The sequence below is a fragment of the Peptoniphilus sp. SGI.035 genome (genome assembly GCF_050315115.1).
GTDB lineage: Bacteria > Bacillota > Clostridia > Tissierellales > Peptoniphilaceae > Peptoniphilus_A.
The window spans coordinates 1-17323 of record NZ_JBNPOJ010000005.1 but is presented as its reverse complement, the minus strand read 5'-3'; the positions used below and the strand labels follow the sequence as shown (position 1 = coordinate 17323).

General features: G+C 30.6%; 18 protein-coding genes and 1 other annotated feature. Of the genes, 12 read left to right on the top strand and 6 right to left on the bottom strand.

Translation table 11 applies throughout. From position 1 onward, the window contains the following. The first annotated feature begins 220 nt into the window (after positions 1–220). A complete protein-coding gene (locus ACQRC6_RS03745; protein WP_427847809.1) occupies positions 221–604 on the top strand; it encodes a hypothetical protein in 384 nt (127 codons plus the stop codon). 366 nt (positions 605–970) lie between these two features. Then, entirely contained in the window at positions 971–1198 is a 228-nt protein-coding gene (locus tag ACQRC6_RS03740) for a hypothetical protein (protein ID WP_293557973.1), read from the top strand. A gap of 84 nt (positions 1199–1282) precedes the next feature. On the opposite strand, the gene htpG is transcribed toward ACQRC6_RS03740, so the two are convergent. Then, positions 1283–3136, bottom strand: a complete 1854-nt coding sequence (gene htpG / locus ACQRC6_RS03735; RefSeq protein WP_427847808.1) for a molecular chaperone HtpG — start codon at positions 3134–3136, stop codon at positions 1283–1285. Between the two features lie 268 nt (positions 3137–3404). Between htpG and ACQRC6_RS03730 the strand changes: the two genes are divergently transcribed. The 8 genes from ACQRC6_RS03730 to ACQRC6_RS03695 all read left to right on the top strand — a co-directional run bounded on the left by ACQRC6_RS03730 (position 3405) and on the right by ACQRC6_RS03695 (position 10516). After that, entirely contained in the window at positions 3405–4097 is a 693-nt protein-coding gene (locus tag ACQRC6_RS03730; RefSeq protein ID WP_293557977.1) for an ATP-binding protein, read from the top strand. Positions 4098–4107: 10 nt separating this feature from the next. Next, a complete protein-coding gene (locus ACQRC6_RS03725) occupies positions 4108–4326 on the top strand; it encodes a 4Fe-4S dicluster domain-containing protein (RefSeq protein WP_427847807.1) in 219 nt (72 codons plus the stop codon). An 11-nt stretch (positions 4327–4337) separates the two neighbouring features. Then, positions 4338–5402 (top strand): 3-methyl-2-oxobutanoate dehydrogenase subunit VorB, encoded by a 1065-nt coding sequence (locus tag ACQRC6_RS03720; protein ID WP_427847806.1) that lies wholly within the window; start codon positions 4338–4340, stop codon positions 5400–5402. Next, entirely contained in the window at positions 5402–6154 is a 753-nt protein-coding gene (locus ACQRC6_RS03715) for a thiamine pyrophosphate-dependent enzyme (protein WP_427847805.1), read from the top strand. The genes ACQRC6_RS03720 and ACQRC6_RS03715 overlap by 1 nt, the downstream gene beginning before the upstream one ends. Further along, entirely contained in the window at positions 6154–7356 is a 1203-nt protein-coding gene (locus tag ACQRC6_RS03710) for a 2-oxoacid:acceptor oxidoreductase family protein (protein WP_427847804.1), read from the top strand. Before ACQRC6_RS03715 ends, ACQRC6_RS03710 begins: the two co-directional genes overlap by 1 nt. Positions 7357–7541: 185 nt before the next feature. Then, positions 7542–7788: a binding site (T-box leader), on the top strand. Between the two features lie 61 nt (positions 7789–7849). Beyond that, complete coding sequence (locus tag ACQRC6_RS03705; RefSeq protein WP_427847803.1) at positions 7850–8863, top strand: ABC transporter substrate-binding protein; 1014 nt, start codon at positions 7850–7852, stop codon at positions 8861–8863. Positions 8864–8868: 5 nt separating this feature from the next. Next, positions 8869–9744 (top strand): ABC transporter permease, encoded by an 876-nt coding sequence (locus tag ACQRC6_RS03700; RefSeq protein ID WP_427847802.1) that lies wholly within the window; start codon positions 8869–8871, stop codon positions 9742–9744. Then, positions 9737–10516 (top strand): ABC transporter ATP-binding protein, encoded by a 780-nt coding sequence (locus ACQRC6_RS03695; protein ID WP_427847801.1) that lies wholly within the window; start codon positions 9737–9739, stop codon positions 10514–10516. Before ACQRC6_RS03700 ends, ACQRC6_RS03695 begins: the two co-directional genes overlap by 8 nt. Before the next feature lie 77 nt (positions 10517–10593). On the opposite strand, the gene ACQRC6_RS03690 is transcribed toward ACQRC6_RS03695, so the two are convergent. From ACQRC6_RS03690 to ACQRC6_RS03670, 5 genes are all read right to left on the bottom strand, one after another. Next, positions 10594–10893, bottom strand: coding sequence for a hypothetical protein (locus ACQRC6_RS03690; protein ID WP_427847800.1), 300 nt, complete (start codon positions 10891–10893; stop codon positions 10594–10596). 106 nt (positions 10894–10999) lie between these two features. After that, positions 11000–11443 (bottom strand): hypothetical protein, encoded by a 444-nt coding sequence (locus tag ACQRC6_RS03685; protein ID WP_427847799.1) that lies wholly within the window; start codon positions 11441–11443, stop codon positions 11000–11002. 162 nt (positions 11444–11605) lie between these two features. Then, a complete protein-coding gene (gene hutG / locus ACQRC6_RS03680) occupies positions 11606–12637 on the bottom strand; it encodes a formimidoylglutamase (RefSeq protein ID WP_427847798.1) in 1032 nt (343 codons plus the stop codon). 8 nt (positions 12638–12645) lie between these two features. Then, positions 12646–13599 (bottom strand): 2-hydroxyacid dehydrogenase family protein, encoded by a 954-nt coding sequence (locus tag ACQRC6_RS03675; RefSeq protein WP_427847797.1) that lies wholly within the window; start codon positions 13597–13599, stop codon positions 12646–12648. Positions 13600–14049: 450 nt separating this feature from the next. Further along, positions 14050–14394 (bottom strand): hypothetical protein, encoded by a 345-nt coding sequence (locus ACQRC6_RS03670; protein WP_427847796.1) that lies wholly within the window; start codon positions 14392–14394, stop codon positions 14050–14052. 184 nt (positions 14395–14578) lie between these two features. Here ACQRC6_RS03670 and ACQRC6_RS03665 point away from each other — a divergent pair, with 184 nt between their 5' ends. Beyond that, positions 14579–15310, top strand: coding sequence for a DUF1835 domain-containing protein (locus ACQRC6_RS03665; RefSeq protein ID WP_427847795.1), 732 nt, complete (start codon positions 14579–14581; stop codon positions 15308–15310). A gap of 550 nt (positions 15311–15860) precedes the next feature. After that, positions 15861–17204: an MATE family efflux transporter gene (locus ACQRC6_RS03660; protein WP_427847794.1), complete on the top strand. Its 1344-nt coding sequence runs from the start codon at positions 15861–15863 to the stop codon at positions 17202–17204. Positions 17205–17323: the final 119 nt, after the last annotated feature.

Sequence of the window (17323 nt, the reverse complement as noted above, 5' to 3'; positions counted from 1 at the left end):
GCAAATAAGACCTTATTTAGTAAAAAAAGGTTATTTGTATAGCAGTAGATACCATGCTTTAATGTCTTGCTGTTTTGGCATCTTTATTATGGTTTTTCTTACTTATTAGAACTAAACTTCAATTACTTAAACATATTGTGTTAAAGTCAATACAGATATAGACAGTATAAATAATAATATTCAAAGATATTAAATAAAATTAAAGACTTAGGAGACTATTTTGAAAAAATATATAAATTTTATAATTTCATTTTTCTGTTTTCCAATTTTAAACCTAGCTTGTTTAAAAATTTTTGGATACATCAATGAAAAAATTCAAGCAACATTTGATATAAAATATATGATTGTGTTAGCTATTGTTAAAATTATAATGATTTTATTTTTGGGATTTATGCTCGCCTATTACTTTAATTTTGCAAGTAAGCTATCAAAAAGGACTAATGTAAAATTTTTATTGATTGAAATTTTAATATTCATAATTTATATGGTAATAAAAAAATATTATTCCATTGAAAATATTATGTTTATTTATGACTTTACTGTATTCTATTTTTTATTGATATTTGGTGAAAATATTTTTTTACTTTTAAATAAAAACTCATAATTTCTGTTTACATTATGATATCTAATTACATTGATGCGTCAAATAAAGATATATCAATATTTTAAACTCTGAAAATAATTTCTGTGTCTTTAAGTTCAAAGACAAAAATGGGCTATGGATATTAATCATATAATAATATTTAGGAGGTTATGAATGATATAAAACATTTTTAAATTTTTAATAATTGCATCTGTAGGTTCTGTAGTAGTTTTCAGTTTACCTTTTGGCATTTCAATGTATATAATGCTAATAATTCAACACATTATCTTTAACAAAAAGTTTGATGATATGTTGAAAAAGCTTGATAATTTAGAAAAAGAATTAAATGAAAAATCCATAAATAATAAATGAATTTGAGGTAATTATATGAAATATATAATAAAAATATTTTTATATCTGTTTTTAAACTTCATATTGGTACTTATAATTGGACAGAATTTTAGTGAAAACGATTCTGATTTAATTATTTCTATGTATATTTTTATTGTAGTTGTTTTTGTTGTTCTAAATGAAAAGTTAAATACTATTTTAGAAAAATTAGATAAGCAAGAAAAAGAATCTAAGGCTAGTGAAAATGAAAAGATTGAAAAATAATTTTAGTAAAGAAGGCTCTTCTCATAATGAAAAGAGCCTTTGCTTTGCAAAATATTTGTAATTGAATTTTATAAAATCTTTTGATTACATAAGTTTTGATACATTTCTAGCATAGGAGATTGGATCTTTTATGTCAAGACCTGCCATTAGTCTTGCACCATCGTAAAGCAATTCTGTGTAATTTTTAAATTCTTCTGAATCTTTGTCCATGTCCTTTAATTTTTTTACTGCAGGATGATTTGGATTTAATTCTAAAACTTTGTCGGCTTTAAAACCTTGGTTGTTAGGCATATGGCTTAGAGTTTTTTCCATTTCAATGGAAATTTCGCCTTTGCTTGATAGATAAGCTGCATCATCTTTTAGATTTGGATTTTCCCTTATTGATGAAACTTCGCCAGATAAGATGTCTTTCATTTTCTTTACATAATCATCAAGATTTTTTTCATCTTCTTCTTTTGTGGCATCAGTTTCTGAAATTGATTTGAATTTTTTGTCGTCATACTGATCCATCATTTTTATTACAAATTCATCAATTGGGTCTGTTAGTGCAATAACTTCAATGTCTTTATCTATAAAGTGCTTTATTTGTGGAAGTTCCTTCACGCTTTCTATGGAATTTCCGTTTGCGTAATAGATAAATTCTTGGTCAGGTGTCATGTCTTTTCTGTATTCATTAAAGGTTATATTTTCTCTCTTTGTAGTCGTGTATATAAATAAATCTTTTAGCTTGTCTTTGTCTGCTCCATAATTTTCGTAGGCACCAGATTTTAAACTTACGCCAAAGTTTTTGAAAAATTCGGCATATTTTTCTCTGTCGTTTTTAAGAATTTTTGCAAGTTCTTCTAGGATTTTCTTTTCAATGTTTTTCTTTATTAATTGAAGTTCACGAGTTTTTTGTAGCATTTCACGAGATATATTTAGTGAAATATCTTCTGAATCTACGACTCCCTTTATGAAGTTTAGATAATCAGGAAGAAGGTCTTCACATTTTTCCATTATTAGAACTCCATTGGAGTAAAGTTCAAGTCCACCCTTTCTATCTGGATTTAAGAAATCAAAAGGTCTTCTTGAAGGAATGTATAAAATTGCCTTAAAGGAAATCACGCCTTCTACGCTAATGTGTATGTGAGCTAGGGGATCTTCAAATCCAAAATGTCTTTGTCTAAAGAAATTATTATAGTCATCTTCCTTTAGTTCATTTTTATTTTTTCTCCACATTGGCACAGATGAATTTAAGATGTCATCTTCTCTATAAGATTCAAATTTTGGGTCATCTTCTGTTGAGTCAGCTGCAGGTCTTTTCTTTTCAACTTCCATTTTTATTGGATAGCTAATGTAATTTGAGTAATGGCTTACAAGTTCTCTTATTTTGTATTCATCAAGGTATTTATCATAATCTTCATCCTTAGAATTTTCTTTTAAGTGAAGAGTAATAACAGTCCCATGAGAATCCTTTTTACCACCTTCAATTGTGTAGCCCTTTGCTCCCTTTGATTTCCAAATATGAGCCTCATCTTCTTTATAGGATCTTGTCAAGACGCTAATTTCATCTGCAACCATAAAGGCAGAGTAAAAGCCTACGCCAAATTGTCCAATAATTTCGTGATCTTCATTTTTTTCATTTAATTTTTTAAAATCAAAAGAGCCTGACTTTGCAATTGTACCCAAGTTTTCTACTAGTTCATCTTCAGTCATGCCCACTCCGCCATCTTCTATTGTAATTGTTCTCTTGTCCTTATCTGGTGTAATTCTAATATAATAATCTTCGTGGTTAAATTTTACATTGTCATCATTAAGAGCGATGTAGTACATTTTATCCATTGCATCAGATGCATTTGAAATTAATTCTCTTAAAAATATTTCTTTATTTGTGTAAATGGAATTAATCATTAAGTCCATTAATCTTTCTGTTTCGGCATTGAATTTTTTATTTTTCATATAATCACCTTTCTTTATTAGCACTCAATCTATGCCTCTGCTAATAATATATATCTTTTCTAAAAATTAGTCAAATTTTAATAGTAAAGTTTTATTAAAAAATTTATTTTTTTAAAAATATTTTAATTAAAAATTTAAAATAAAATGTAGGTTTTAACTCACTAATTATAATATTTTTAGAATTTATGAAGGGAAAAGTATATTGCAATTGTTTTCAATTTTTTGCAATTGATGTATAATATAATTGGTCTTTTAGAAGGGAGGAGAAATGTACACAGAGGTAGAAACAGGCAACAGAATAAAAATTATTACAGGACACTTTGGCAGTGGAAAAACTGAATTTTCAATTAATTATGCTTTATATTTAAAAAAGTATTTTGACAATGTTGCGGCAGTTGACTTGGATATTATTAATACATACTTTAGACTAAGAGAGAAAATGGATATTTTAAGCGAAAAAGGCGTGGAATCATTTTCATCTAGTATGCGTGAAAAAAATGCCTTGGACATACCAGCAGTTGATCCAGCAATTTTAAAGCCACTTGAAAATAAAAATTACATGGCAGTATTAGATGTTGGAGGAAATCCAAAGGGCTCCCTTTCTCTTGGAAGGTATAGAGATATTTTAAAAAGAGAGGGTTATGACCACTATTTTGTAATAAATAGAAATAGACCAGAAACTAAGGACTTTAAGTCCGTGCGAGATTTTATCGGACAAGTTGAAGGTCATTCACAAACTAGGGTTACGGGGATTATAAATACTACTCATTTTTTAAAAGAGACCACAGCTGATGATATTTTGTATGGTGATGAGCTTGCAAGGGAAGTTTCAGAGAAATTAAATCTTCCCTATGTATATGCAGTTTGCCTAAGGAGTATTGAGAGTGAAGTTAGAGCTTTAAATTTAGCAGCGGAAGTTTTTCCCATTGACTTATTTTTTAGAGAAGATTGGATGTTATAGGAGGTAAATAATGGCTAAAGGTAGAGTTGAGTTTGAAAGTGACAGATGTAAGGGTTGTGGATTATGCGTAACTGTATGTCCTAAAAATGTAATTGAAATTGACATGGACACTATTAATAAAAAAGGTTATGCACCTGCAATGGCAAAAAGACCAGAAGATTGTATTGCTTGCCAAAACTGTGCAATAACTTGTCCTGATTCAATTATTACAGTTTATAAAATTTCTTAAGGGGTGTTTACATGACAAAGGTACTTATGAAGGGAAACGAAGCAGTTGGTGCAGCAGCTATTGAAGCTGGTTGCAAATATTTTTTTGGTTATCCTATTACTCCTCAATCTGAAATTCCTGAATACTTATCAAGAGAACTTCCAAAGATTGGCGGATGTTTTTTGCAAGCTGAGTCTGAAGTTGCAGCTATAAATATGCTATATGGTGCTGCAGGATCTGGAGCAAGAGTTATGACTTCATCTTCTTCTCCTGGAGTTTCACTAATGCAAGAAGGTATTTCTTATATGGCAGGGGCAGAACTTCCTTGCGTAATAGTAAATATGATGAGAGGTGGTCCAGGACTTGGTTCAATTCAACCTTCTCAAACAGATTATTTCCAATCAACTAGAGGTGGCGGAAATGGCGATTATAGAACTATTACTTTGGCACCATCTTCTGTGCAAGAACTTGTAAATTTAATTGAACTTGGTTTTGATTTAGCTGACAAGTATAGAAATCCTGTTGTTATTATGAGTGATGGTGTACTTGGACAAATGATGGAACCAGTTGAATTTGGAATGCAAGAAAAAATGGTTCTTCCTGAAAAAACTTGGGCAACAAGAGGCAAGGGTAAAAATCACGGAAAAAGAAATATTATAAATTCACTTTATCTTTCTGCTGATGAACTTGAAGAACATAATAAACACTTAATTGAAAAATATAGACAAGTTACTGAAAATGAAATTAGAGTAGAAATTGACGGCATCGAGGATGCAGATCTTGTAATCAGTGCCTATGGAACTACTGCTAGAATTGCAAAAAGTGCAATTGAACATTTAAGAAAAGAAGGCTATAAGATAGGACTTATTCGCCCAATTACTTGCTGGCCATATCCATATGAAGCTTTCAAAGGAATAAATCCAAATTGCAAAGACATTTTAGTTTGTGAAATGAATCAAGGTCAAATGACTGACGATGTTAAGATTGCAGTTGAAGGTAGACAAAAGGTTCACTTCTTTGGAAGACAAGGCGGCGTAATTCCAAATGTGGAAGAAATTAAAGAAGCTGCTCTTAAAGTTTTAGGAGGTCTCAAATAATGGAAAAAACTAATGAACAAGTTTTATATAAATATTCAGAAGGTTTGACTAGAGCTGAAACTCACTATTGTCCAGGTTGCACTCACGGTGTAATTCATAAATTAGTAGCTGAATCCTTAGTTGAACTAGGAGTTTTAGATGATGCAATTGGAGTTGCACCAGTTGGTTGTTCAGTTCTTGCATATAAATATTTTAATTGCGACATGCACGAAGCAGCTCACGGAAGAGCACCTGCTGTTGCAACTGGAATAAAAAGAGTACATCCAGATAATTTAGTATTCACATATCAAGGCGATGGCGACTTGGCATCTATTGGTACTGCAGAAATAGTTCAAGCAGCACATAGGGGAGAAAATATTTCAACAATTTTCGTAAACAACGCAATATACGGAATGACTGGTGGACAAATGGCACCTACAACTTTAGTTGGTCAAGTTACAACTACATCTCCTTATGGAAGAGATGAAGCATGGTGTGGTAAACCAATTAAAGTTTCTGAAATGCTTGCTACAATTGACGGAGCAAAATTTGTTGAAAGAGTTTCAGTAGACACTCCAGCAAATATTAGAAAGGCTAAGAAAGCAATTAAAGAATGTTTTAAATATCAACTAGAAGGCAAGGGCTTTGGAATAGTTGAAGTATTATCATCTTGTCCAACAAACTGGGGACTTCCTCCTGCAGATGCACTTGCATGGTTAAGAGAAAATATGATTCCATATTATCCACTTGGAAACTTTAGGAGGGATGAATAATGGCTACAAGAAATATTATTGCCGCAGGATTTGGCGGACAAGGTATTATGGCAATGGGTCAACTTATAACTTATTCAGGAATGCTTGAAAACAAATTCGTATCATGGCTTCCAAGTTATGGTCCAGAAATGCGTGGAGGTTCAGCAAACTGCTCAGTAGTAGTTTCAGACGAACCTGTTGGTTCTCCAGTAATTTCACAAGCGACAGATGTAGTAGTAATGAACGAACCATCTTTAGAAAAATTTGAACAATATGTTGCGCCAGGCGGAAATTTATTTATAAATTCATCCCTTGTAAAAAGAACACCAACAAGAGATGATGTAAATGTTTTTTCTATTCCAGTAAATGATTTGGCAAATGAACTTGGAAATGCAAAAGTAGCGAATATGGTAATGCTAGGTGCATTTTTACAAGTTACAAATACGGTTAAGACAGAATCAGTTATAAAAGCTTTTACAAAAGTTTATGGTGATGCAAAGAAAAAACTTCTTCCAATAAATGAAAAAGCAATTGCACTTGGACAAAATTCAATTAAAGAAGCAGGTTGCGTAGGTGGGGTATGTCAAATTCTTCCAGAAAAGACTAATTCACAAGTTAAGAGCTCTTATTCAAGACAAACTGCCGCTAATGTTGAACTTAGTGGGACAGATCTTGAAAACATTGAATACCTAAAGACGATCAAAAAATATTCAGCAGAAGATGACGAAAAAATTTTTGAAAATGAAATGACAATTGTTGATGAAGCACTTTTCATTGAAGAAGAATCTATTAAATTCTGTGACAAGGCAGCTGAAATTTTAAAGGGAGACGATGCAGGAAAAATTTTTGAATCACTTTCAAATCAATCAGAAGAACATATATCTTATTTAAAGGGACTAAAAGAATCTTTGAAGTCAAAGGACGAAACATCTTTTGTAGATAAAATGAAGGCAAAGCTTACAAATAGAGAAGATTATGATTGGGGAAAAGTCGACCAAGAAAAGGCAAGACTTGCACTTAATGTATTTGCTATTGCAAAGGATATTAAAAATTCTTCCATTGCTTTTTATAAAAAGGCGAAGGAAAATACAAATGATAAAAATGCAAATAAGTTATATGATGAACTAGAATATTGGGAAAATTTTCAATTAGAACAAGTGACAGGTCAGTACGAAATCTATAAGGAAGAATGGTGGGCCGACCAAATGTTCTCAAAAATGTAATAGTTTTTAAAGGAGCATCCGCGAGGTGCTTCTTTTTTACTTTTATGAAACTAAACATAAAATTCACAAAAAATTTAAAAGCCAATAGACTTTGCAAATACAAAAGCATTAGTTTTTTAGACTTAATATATAAAAAAGTAAAAAAATCCTTGACAAAATTTTTAGATGAGTTTATATTATTATTTAATAAACTGATAAGGAAGAGTAGTAACTTCTTATGAACATCAAAGAGAGCGACTTAATTGGTGAAAGAGTTGTATGTGATTATTAAGTGAATGGACTTCTGAGGGCGGGAAGAAATAAATTTTTTAATTTAGAGTAATGCCCGACGGGACTTAGCCGTTAAAATAAGACCAATATGTTAGTATTGATGAGAGGGTGCTTTATGCAAAATTGGGTGGTACCGCAGAAGTTTAGACTTTTGTCCCATTAGGGATGGAAGTCTTTTTTTATTTCCATCCTTCTCTCACAGTTTGAGGAAAAGGAGAAAAAAATGAAAAAAATTTTGTTAGTATTGTCATTATTGTTGTTAGTAGGTTGTGCAAAAGGCGGAAAAGATGAGAGTGCTTCAAGTGGAGAGGATGTTTTAAAAATTGGGATACTTCAGTTTGCGCAACATCCATCGCTAGATAATTGCAGAGAAGGTGTAATTGAAGGGCTAAAGGAAGAAGGATTTGTTGAAGGTAAAAATTTAAAAATTGATTATCAAAATGCGCAAGCAGACATGGGAATTTCTGCACAAATTGCAAATTCTTTTGTGTCAAATAAAGTTGACATGATAATTGCAATAGCAACACCAGCTGCTATGAGTGCTTATAATGCAACATTAAATACAGATATACCTGTTGTCTACACAGCGCTTTCCGATCCAGTAGCGGCACAAGTTGCAGATGAAAATAAAAATCCAGTGGGAAATATTACTGGTACAAGCGACATTCTTCCCGTAGAAGAGCAATTAAAGATGATTAGAGAAATTCTTCCCGATGCAAAAAATATTGGAATTCTTCACACATCAAGTGAGGCAAATTCTGATTCAATGTTAAAAATTTATAAAAATCTTGCAGGAAAGTATAATTTTAAAATTGTCGATGAAGCAATAAACACTACATCAGACATACCACTTGCCACAGATAATATTTTGTCAAAGGTTGATGCAATTACAAATCTTTTGGACAACACAGTAGTAAATTCACTTCCAACTATTCTCGACAAGGCAAATGAAAAGAAAATTCCTGTATTTGGTTCAGAAATTGAGCAAGTTAAAATGGGTTGTCTTGGTTCAGAGGGCATTGAGTACATCTCTCTTGGAAACCAAACTGGAAAGATGGCATCAAAAATTTTAAAGGGCGAAAAAAAGGCAAAGGATATGCCTTACGAAACAATTTTAGAACCAAATTTATACCTTAATTCAAAGGTTGCAGAAAATCTTGGAATAAAAATTCCAAAGGATCTTGTTGATAGAGCAGTAGAAAATTTTTCTGAAATAAATTTAGCAGAAGGTAAATAAATAAAATGGATATTTTAATGGGAGTAGTGGAACAAGGGTTAACTTATAGTTTCTTAGATTTTGGTCTTTATATAGCTTATAGCATTTTAGATTTTCCAGATTTAACTGTGGACGGCTCCTTTCCACTTGGTGCAGCCATAAGCGTTATTACAATTTTAAAGGGAATAAATCCAGCATTTGCACTTTTAATAAGTTTTATTGGAGGTGCAATTGCAGGTTCTCTTACTGGACTAATCCACATAAAATTAAAAGTAGAGGATCTTTTAGCAGGGCTTATAATGCAAACTGCACTTTGGACAATTAATTTAAAAATTGCAGGTAAAGCCAATGTTCCAATTTTTAACAATAGCACTATTTTTACTATGGGAATGGCAAATTTTATTCCCGAAAAATTATCAAAGTTCACAGTATTACTCATTATGATTCCTACAGTTATAATTATAAAAATTTTATTAGATGAATTTTTAAAGACAAAGGCAGGTTTTATTTTAAAAGCTTGCGGAGATAATGAGATTCTTGTTAGGACAATGGCAGTGGATCCAGGGACAGTAAAAATTTTAGGACTTTCCTTTTCAAATGGACTTGTGGCATTAAGTGGCGGAATAGTAGCTCAGGAGCAGAGATTTTTTGAAGTTTCCATGGGAACGGGATCAATGGTCATGGGACTTGCGGCAGTTGTCCTTGGGATAAAACTTTTAGAAAATTTAAGTTATATTAAAGATTCCACAAAAGTTTTAATTGGGTCAATTTTATACAAAGCATCCATTGCCTTGGCAATTGCAATAGGATTTTCAGCAAACTCAATGAAACTTATAACAGCAATTATTTTTCTTGTAATTTTAATCGCGGGAAGAAGAAAGAAGAGGGTTAAAAATGCTTGAACTTAAATCAATTGACAAAACTTTTAATATTGGAACAATAAATGAGAATAAATTATTTCAAGATTTTAATTTAAAAGTTGAAAAGGGAGAATTTGTATCCATAGTCGGTTCCAATGGCTCAGGAAAGTCCACACTCTTAAATATTATTTGCGGCTCCATAAGGGAAGATAGTGGAGAAATATTAATAGATGATGAAAATCTTAAAAAAATTCCTGAACACAAAAGATATAAAAAAATTGGAAGAGTATTTCAAGACCCAAAAGTTGGCACATCTCCTAATATGACAATTTTAGAAAACTTGTCAATGGCAGAAAATAAAAATAAATCATGGAATTTAACTCGTGGAATAAATAAGAAGAAAAAAGAAATTTATAGAGAAATGCTAAGTGAAATTGGACTTGGACTAGAGGACAAGTTAGATGACAAGGTTGGGCTTTTATCTGGAGGTCAAAGGCAATCCCTTGCGCTACTTATGGCGACTCTTGTGCCCATAGAGTTTTTAATCTTAGACGAGCATACAGCAGCACTTGATCCAAAGACTGCAGATGTAGTCATGCAAATCACAAATAAAATCGTGAGAGAAAAACATTTGACGGCATTAATGGTAACTCATAATTTAAAATATTCCTTAAAGTATGGAGATAGGTTAATTATGATGCACAAGGGAAATAAAATTATGGATAAATCGGGAGAGATTAAGAAAAATCTAAAATTAGAAGATATACTAGATAAGTTTTACGAAATAAGTATAGAAGTTGGAAACTCTTTATAAAGCATAAATATCTCAAAAAACCTCTCAATCACAAGAAAGAGAGGTTTATTATTTAATCGTGAAAATTAAGGCATACTTTAGCGATTATTAGATTGTGGATAGCTAACAGTTACTATTAGACCATCGTAATCATTATAGGAATTACGGGATAAAGTAGAATCAAAATCATTTTCAAGAAGCTCTCTGCATTTTGAATCTAATATTTTGTCAATTTCTTCAATAGATTTATCGCCAAAAATTTTTGATTGATCTTTTAAAGAATAACCAACAGTAACAATTTTCTTTACTTTAGGACTTTCTGCATTTTTATCTTGAGCGAAAGCTATGCAAGGCAAACTAATTAAAAGCACTAATAAAAAATAATAAAATTTTTTCATACTACCACCTCCAATAAAATTTTAAATATAATAACTCAAATAAATTTTTTAGATATAAAACAATTTTCTAAAAATTAAAATATTTTTCACATTCTAAAACATAGAACTATGAATCGACTTTTAAATTTTTCATAAATTTTTCTAATTTGTGGAATTCTTCTTCGCTATTTTTAATATCATCTAAACTTTTATTACATTGAGCAGATAAAAACACATTTGCTATTTTTTTATCGATACCAAAAAATGAACCTCTTTTATTTTCGAAATTGATATCATCAGCATTTGTCAAGATCAATAAATAAACTCCATTTACAAAATAAGGTTTTAGATTGGCATTAAAATAATCTATATTATTGTCAAAAATTATAGTAATTGTCTTATCTTTTATTTCTATTTTGTAGGAATCCTTATTCTCCCAATCCAATTGATTGATTAATTTCTCGACATTTTCCTCGTGGCTTAAGTCAGTTTTTAAAGAATATAAATTAGCTTTTGAGCAAGCCATTGTAAAAATTAAAATAAAAGTCAAGATGAGAACTTTTTTAGTCATATTATGCTCCTTTGATAAAAATTTACTAGTTTATTTGATTAAATCATAGCGCTTTCACAAGTTGTTGTCAATTATTTTTAAGTATTTCCATAAAAATACCCTCCTTACTATTTTGTTAAGTAAAGAGGGTAATCAATAAATAAGAGATATTTGTATTAAAATTTATTGAGGGATGTATTTTTTATTTTCCTTGCCCAAGATGTGTTGCGCCATAGTTGATACAACTGTGTAGACTAAAATTGAAGCTAAGTTAGCAGTTACAGAGTCGTGGTCAAACCTTGGAGAAACTTCACATATGTCAAAACTAATTGGCTTTCCAGTTGAAAAGACATGTTTTAGAAGAAGTATTACTTTTTCTGGGTCAACTCCAAGTGGTTGTGGTGCAGAAACTCCTGGTGCAAAGGAAGATGTGAAACAGTCCATACAAATTGTAATGTATAGGTGATCTTGTTCGTGGATGTATTCGTCAAGGTTGTGAATTATCTCAAAGAAATTTCCATTGATTAAATCTTTTCCTAATACATATTTTACTCCTAAATCATCAGCGGTTCTAAAAAGCGCAAGAGTGTTGGAATGTTTTTGAATTCCAATAACATAGTATGCGTAATCAGTTCCCTTTTCACGAGTGTAGTCGGCGATTTGTCTAAACATTGTTCCACTTGTTCCAGTTCCCTTTTCATAAGGTCTTAGATCAAAGTGAGCGTCAAAATTTAAAATTCCCAGTTTATTGTCTTCTTTATCGTCGAGATATGTGCTAATTCCTTTGTAATGACCAAAGGCAGTTTCGTGTCCGCCTCCTAAAACAAGTGGGAATAAATTTAATTCTAAAACTTTTTTTACAGCTTTTGCAAGTTCATCTTGGCTTGCCTCAAGAGTTGTGTTTTTACTTGTAACATTACCGCAGTCATAAATTTTAAGGTCCTTAGAAAACTGACAAGGAAGTTTTGCAAGTTCCTTTCTTATTGCAGCAGGACCTGCAGCAGCACCAAATCTGCCCTTATTTAGTTCAATACCTTGGTCTGATTCAAAACCAATTATTCCAAAACCAAGCTTGCCGTCAAAGGGAGTTAGGCTATCGTCATTTAAGTCAAGGGGCTTAACCCATTGATGCCATCTAAAGCTTTCATAATCATTTTCGTCGTCAATTCTACCTGACCAAATTTTCATTTCTTGGGGACTGTAATAATTTATCATTCTACACCTCAGTTTACTTTGTTCTTTGGAGTTTTTCCATTTTTAAAATCAATTAAATTATCCTTTGCATTTTCACCCATTTCTAGTCTTGCTTCAAAAGTAGCATTGCCAAGGTGAGGAGCAAGGATTACATTGTCTAGGTCTATTAGTTTTTCATTTACTTTAGGTTCTTCTTCATATACATCGAGAGCAGCTCCCGCTATTTTTCCTTCTATTAGGGCATCAGCAAGGGCATCCTCGTCTACAACTGGACCTCTTGAAGCATTTATTAATATAGCACTTTTTTTCATCATTTCCAGTTCATTTTTAGAAATCATATGATGTAGTTCAGGCACATAGGCAGTGTGAAGACTCAAAAAGTCAGAATTCTTAATTACATCATCATTTGATCTATATTCAATTTTGTATTCACTTTCAAAATCTTCTTTTCTAGTGCGTGAATAATAAATTACATTCATCTCAAAAGCCTTTGCTCTTTTTGCGAGATTTTTGCCAATATTTCCAAGTCCAATTATGCCAAGAGTTTTTCCTTTAAGTTGACTTCCAAGGTAAAAAGTTGGTCTCCAACCATAAAACTCTCCTCTTCTTGTAACTTTGTCGCCTGACACAATTTTTCTTGCAGCGCTAAGCATTAGTCCAAAGGCAAGTTCCGCAGTGGAAACGGCAGACGCAGGTGCCGGTGCATTTGTAACCACAATATTTTTTTCACGAGCGTAATTTATATCTATATTGTCAAAGCCAGCACCGTAGTTTGCAATAATTTTAAGGCAGTCTCCTGCGTCAATTACATCCTTATCAATTTTATCGGAAAGAGGGCATAGTAGTGCATCTTGACCCTTTATCTTCTCAATAATTTCTTCCTTTTTTAAAGGCACATTGGAGTCGTGATAAGTTATCTCGAAATTTTTATTTAGTTCGTCATAAATTTTTTCTGGAATATTACTTGTAATTAATAATTTCATTAAAATCACCTCATAATTTTATTTTAACACTAAATGATTATTGTATAAAGTAGGCTGGAAAACAATTAAAAAAAATGAATTGACAAAAAAATTCAATACTATACAATTACGTTGTCACATAAAGATTATATAGTATTAGTATTTAGTGACTTTCTTAATTGAGAAAAATTAAATCTAGAGATGAACCAGGGTTGTGATAGTATTAGGTTTGGAAGGTGGTATTTTGAAGAAGAATAAAACGCTAATATTTTTAAATTTTATATTTTTAATTTTTACTGTTATATCATTTTTTAAAAGAGGTCGGAGTATATTTTTGCTATTTACTTTTGCATTTTTTGTTCAGATTTGTTATTGTTTATACGATATTCATAAAAATAAATAAGGTTAGGTGAAAAAGTTGAAGAAATTTACTGTTGTTTTTTGGTTATAATTATGTTATTTTTAAACGCATCAAGTGTTTTTGCATATAGTGATACAGAACCTGTTAGTATGAATGGCAGATGCAGGGGCAGGTGCATTGCTAACAACAATTCCCTTTTCTCTGGCGTAAGATATGTCTATGTTGTCAAAGCCAGCACCGTAGTTTGCAATAATTTTAAGGCAGTCCCCTGCGTCAATTACATCCTTATCAATTTTATCGGAAAGAGGGCATAGTAGTGCATCTTGACCCTTTATCTTTTCAATAATTTCCTCCTTTTTTAAAGGCACATTGGAGTCGTGATAAGTTATCTCGAAATTTTTATTTAGTTCGTCATAAATTTTTTCTGGAATATTACTTGTAATTAATAATTTCATTAAAATCACCTCATAGTTTTATTTTAACACATATATTATAGAAATGATAAATAAGGAAAACGTATTGATGAAAAAAGAAAATATTTTATAATAATAATATAGTTGTTTAAAAAATTTGTTAAACTTAGTAAGTATTAAAGGATGCTACGTCTATAAGAGATTATACATAATTAGGAGTATAACTATGAAATTAAAAAATGCTATTAACATCTGTTTTTGCAACTCACTAAAAGAAGTATTAAAAGATAGCGATAAAAAATTAAAAGTTCTCTCAATTCCAATGGTTTTTGATATAGGTAATCTTCATGAATTAGAAAATTTTAAAGTGCAAAAATATTTAGGTTACTCTAATGATGATTTTGTAGAAATACAGAAAAATTTAAGAGAAGTTAATAAAATAATAAATAGTTCTAAAGTTAAAAATATTGTAGTTTGGTATTCAGAAGACTCAAATGATTACTGTGTTATGCTATATTTTTTTCACAAATTAAAGGAAAACAGCGATAAAAACATTTATTTAATTAATTGTAGCCAAAAGTTATTTTCAAAAAATTCTATTATAGAGATTAAAAAAAACTCAGAAATTAGGAAGGAGTTTATTCCTCTAATTATAAAAAAAGTAAAAAAAATAAGTTATATGGATAAGCAAAAATACATCAATGAATTTGAGCGTAATTTTGATAAGCCAGGAGCTATTAGAGTTTACTACAATAATAAAATATTAGAGGTATCCTATTTAAAATTAAGTGAATTGGTTTATAAACATTTGAAAATTGGAAAATCCATATATCTTAACAAATTTTTAATTGAAGATAGATTTTCTTTTAGTCATAATGTCATATTTTTTATAATAAAAGGTTTAATGGATAGCAAAAGAATAGAGGTGAAAAAGGATATAATTATAAAGAAAAACTAATTTTAATGTTGGAGTGTTGTAAGTAGTTTGTTTTATAATTTTATCAGGAAGTAGTTGCTTTGCTAGAGGATATTATGATTTTAATATAACTTTGAGAGTACAATGTTTCATGATGAGTTAAATTAAAGAAAGTAGATAATGATATGAGTTTACAAAAAATTTATAAAATATTAAAATATTTTTTATATTTAATTAGTTCTATAGTAATGATGCTATTTGGAAGTAGTGGATTAGGTTTTGGTTCTATAATTTATTTTATAAATCATATTGCATGGAAAATCACAGGAGATATAAGTCAAAGCATAAAGTATTTAGCTTTTTTTCAAATTGTTGAAAATATAATAAGTCTTATTGGTATAGTCTTATTTTTTTACATTAATATAAAAATAATATTACTTTTAAAAGAAAAAGACTAAAATTAGTTTTAAGAAGTTGGGAAATTATAATTTCTAACTTCTTTTTAAATTGCATAAACTTTAAAAATTTTAAAATCTAATATATAATAGATAGGCTTGTAAAAAACAAGTTAAAAAAATTAAGGAGTGATTAAGTGCAAAACAAAGAAAATAAGTTGGGAACAATGGCAATCCCAAAGCTTTTATTTCAAGTATCCTTTCCTATTGTAGTTTCTATGTTTATACAATCCATGTATAACTTAGTGGATTCTTACTACATTGGAAAGATCAACGAAGAAGCATTCACTGCCATATCTATTGCCTTTCCAATCCAAAATATAATGATAGGAATTGCAGTAGGCACTGGCGTAGGTATGAATTCCTTAATATCCAGATACTTGGGAGAAAAGAATTTTAAAAAATCAGACAGAATTGCAGAGACGGGTTTAGCTCTTGCAATAATTTATGGAATAATACTTTTAATAATTTCAAGGTTTCTGCCAAGACCTTTTTTGTCAGCACAGACGACAAACGAGAATATAATAAATTATGGAGTAGATTATCTTCAAATTGTAATGGGTCTGTCCATGGGAGTTTTTATGCAAATTTTTCTCGAAAGGCTCTTGCAGTCCACGGGAAGATCAATATTTACAATGCTCACACAACTTACTGGAGCTATATTAAATATAATCCTTGATCCTATTTTTATATTTGGATATTTTGGATTGCCTGCCATGGGAGTAAAGGGAGCAGCGATAGCGACAGTTATTGGACAAATAATCGGCGCATTATGTGGATGTTTCTTTGAACATAAATTTAACAAAGAAATTACAATAAAAAAACCTGTACTAGATTTAGGTATAGTAAAGAGGATATATGCAGTTGGAGTCCCTTCTATGATTACAATTACAATTCAGTCCTTTACAATTTATGTATTAAATAAAATGCTTTCCAATATATCAACTTCTGCAATTGCAGCACTTGGAGCGTATTTCAAAATTCAGTCTTTTGTATTTATGCCAGTCTTTGGTGTGAATAACGGATTGGTGCCAATAGTCGCCTACAATTATGGTGCAAAGAATAAAGAGAGAATTTTAAAATCAGTAAAACTCGCCTTTATAGCAGTAATGGCAATGATGGTAATTGTATCGTCAATTATAATAATTTTTCCACGAGAATTACTTTCTATTTTCTCAGCAAGTGGAAAGATGCTTGAAATTGGAATACCAATGTTAAGAATATGTGCACTATCCTATATATTTGCTGGCATATCAATCGTTGGAGTGGCAGTTTTCCAAGCCTTTGGCAACGGAATTTTAGCACTATTTGATTCTATATTAAGACAAATAGTTGTGCTTCTACCTGTGGCATATATTGCAATAAAATTTTTCACAGTCAATGAAATATGGTGGGGATATGTAATAGCAGAATTTGTTTCAGTATTATTTGTAATATATTTTATGAATACCTTTGTTAGAAAAAAATTAGAGCTTATTTAAGTCTTAAAAATGGCTTAAATGTTGAAAAAAATTTGAATTTGATGTATTATGAACTTAATTTAAAAAATCCTAGGAGGAATAGCATGGCTAAAGCAAAATTTGAAAGAAATAAACCACAC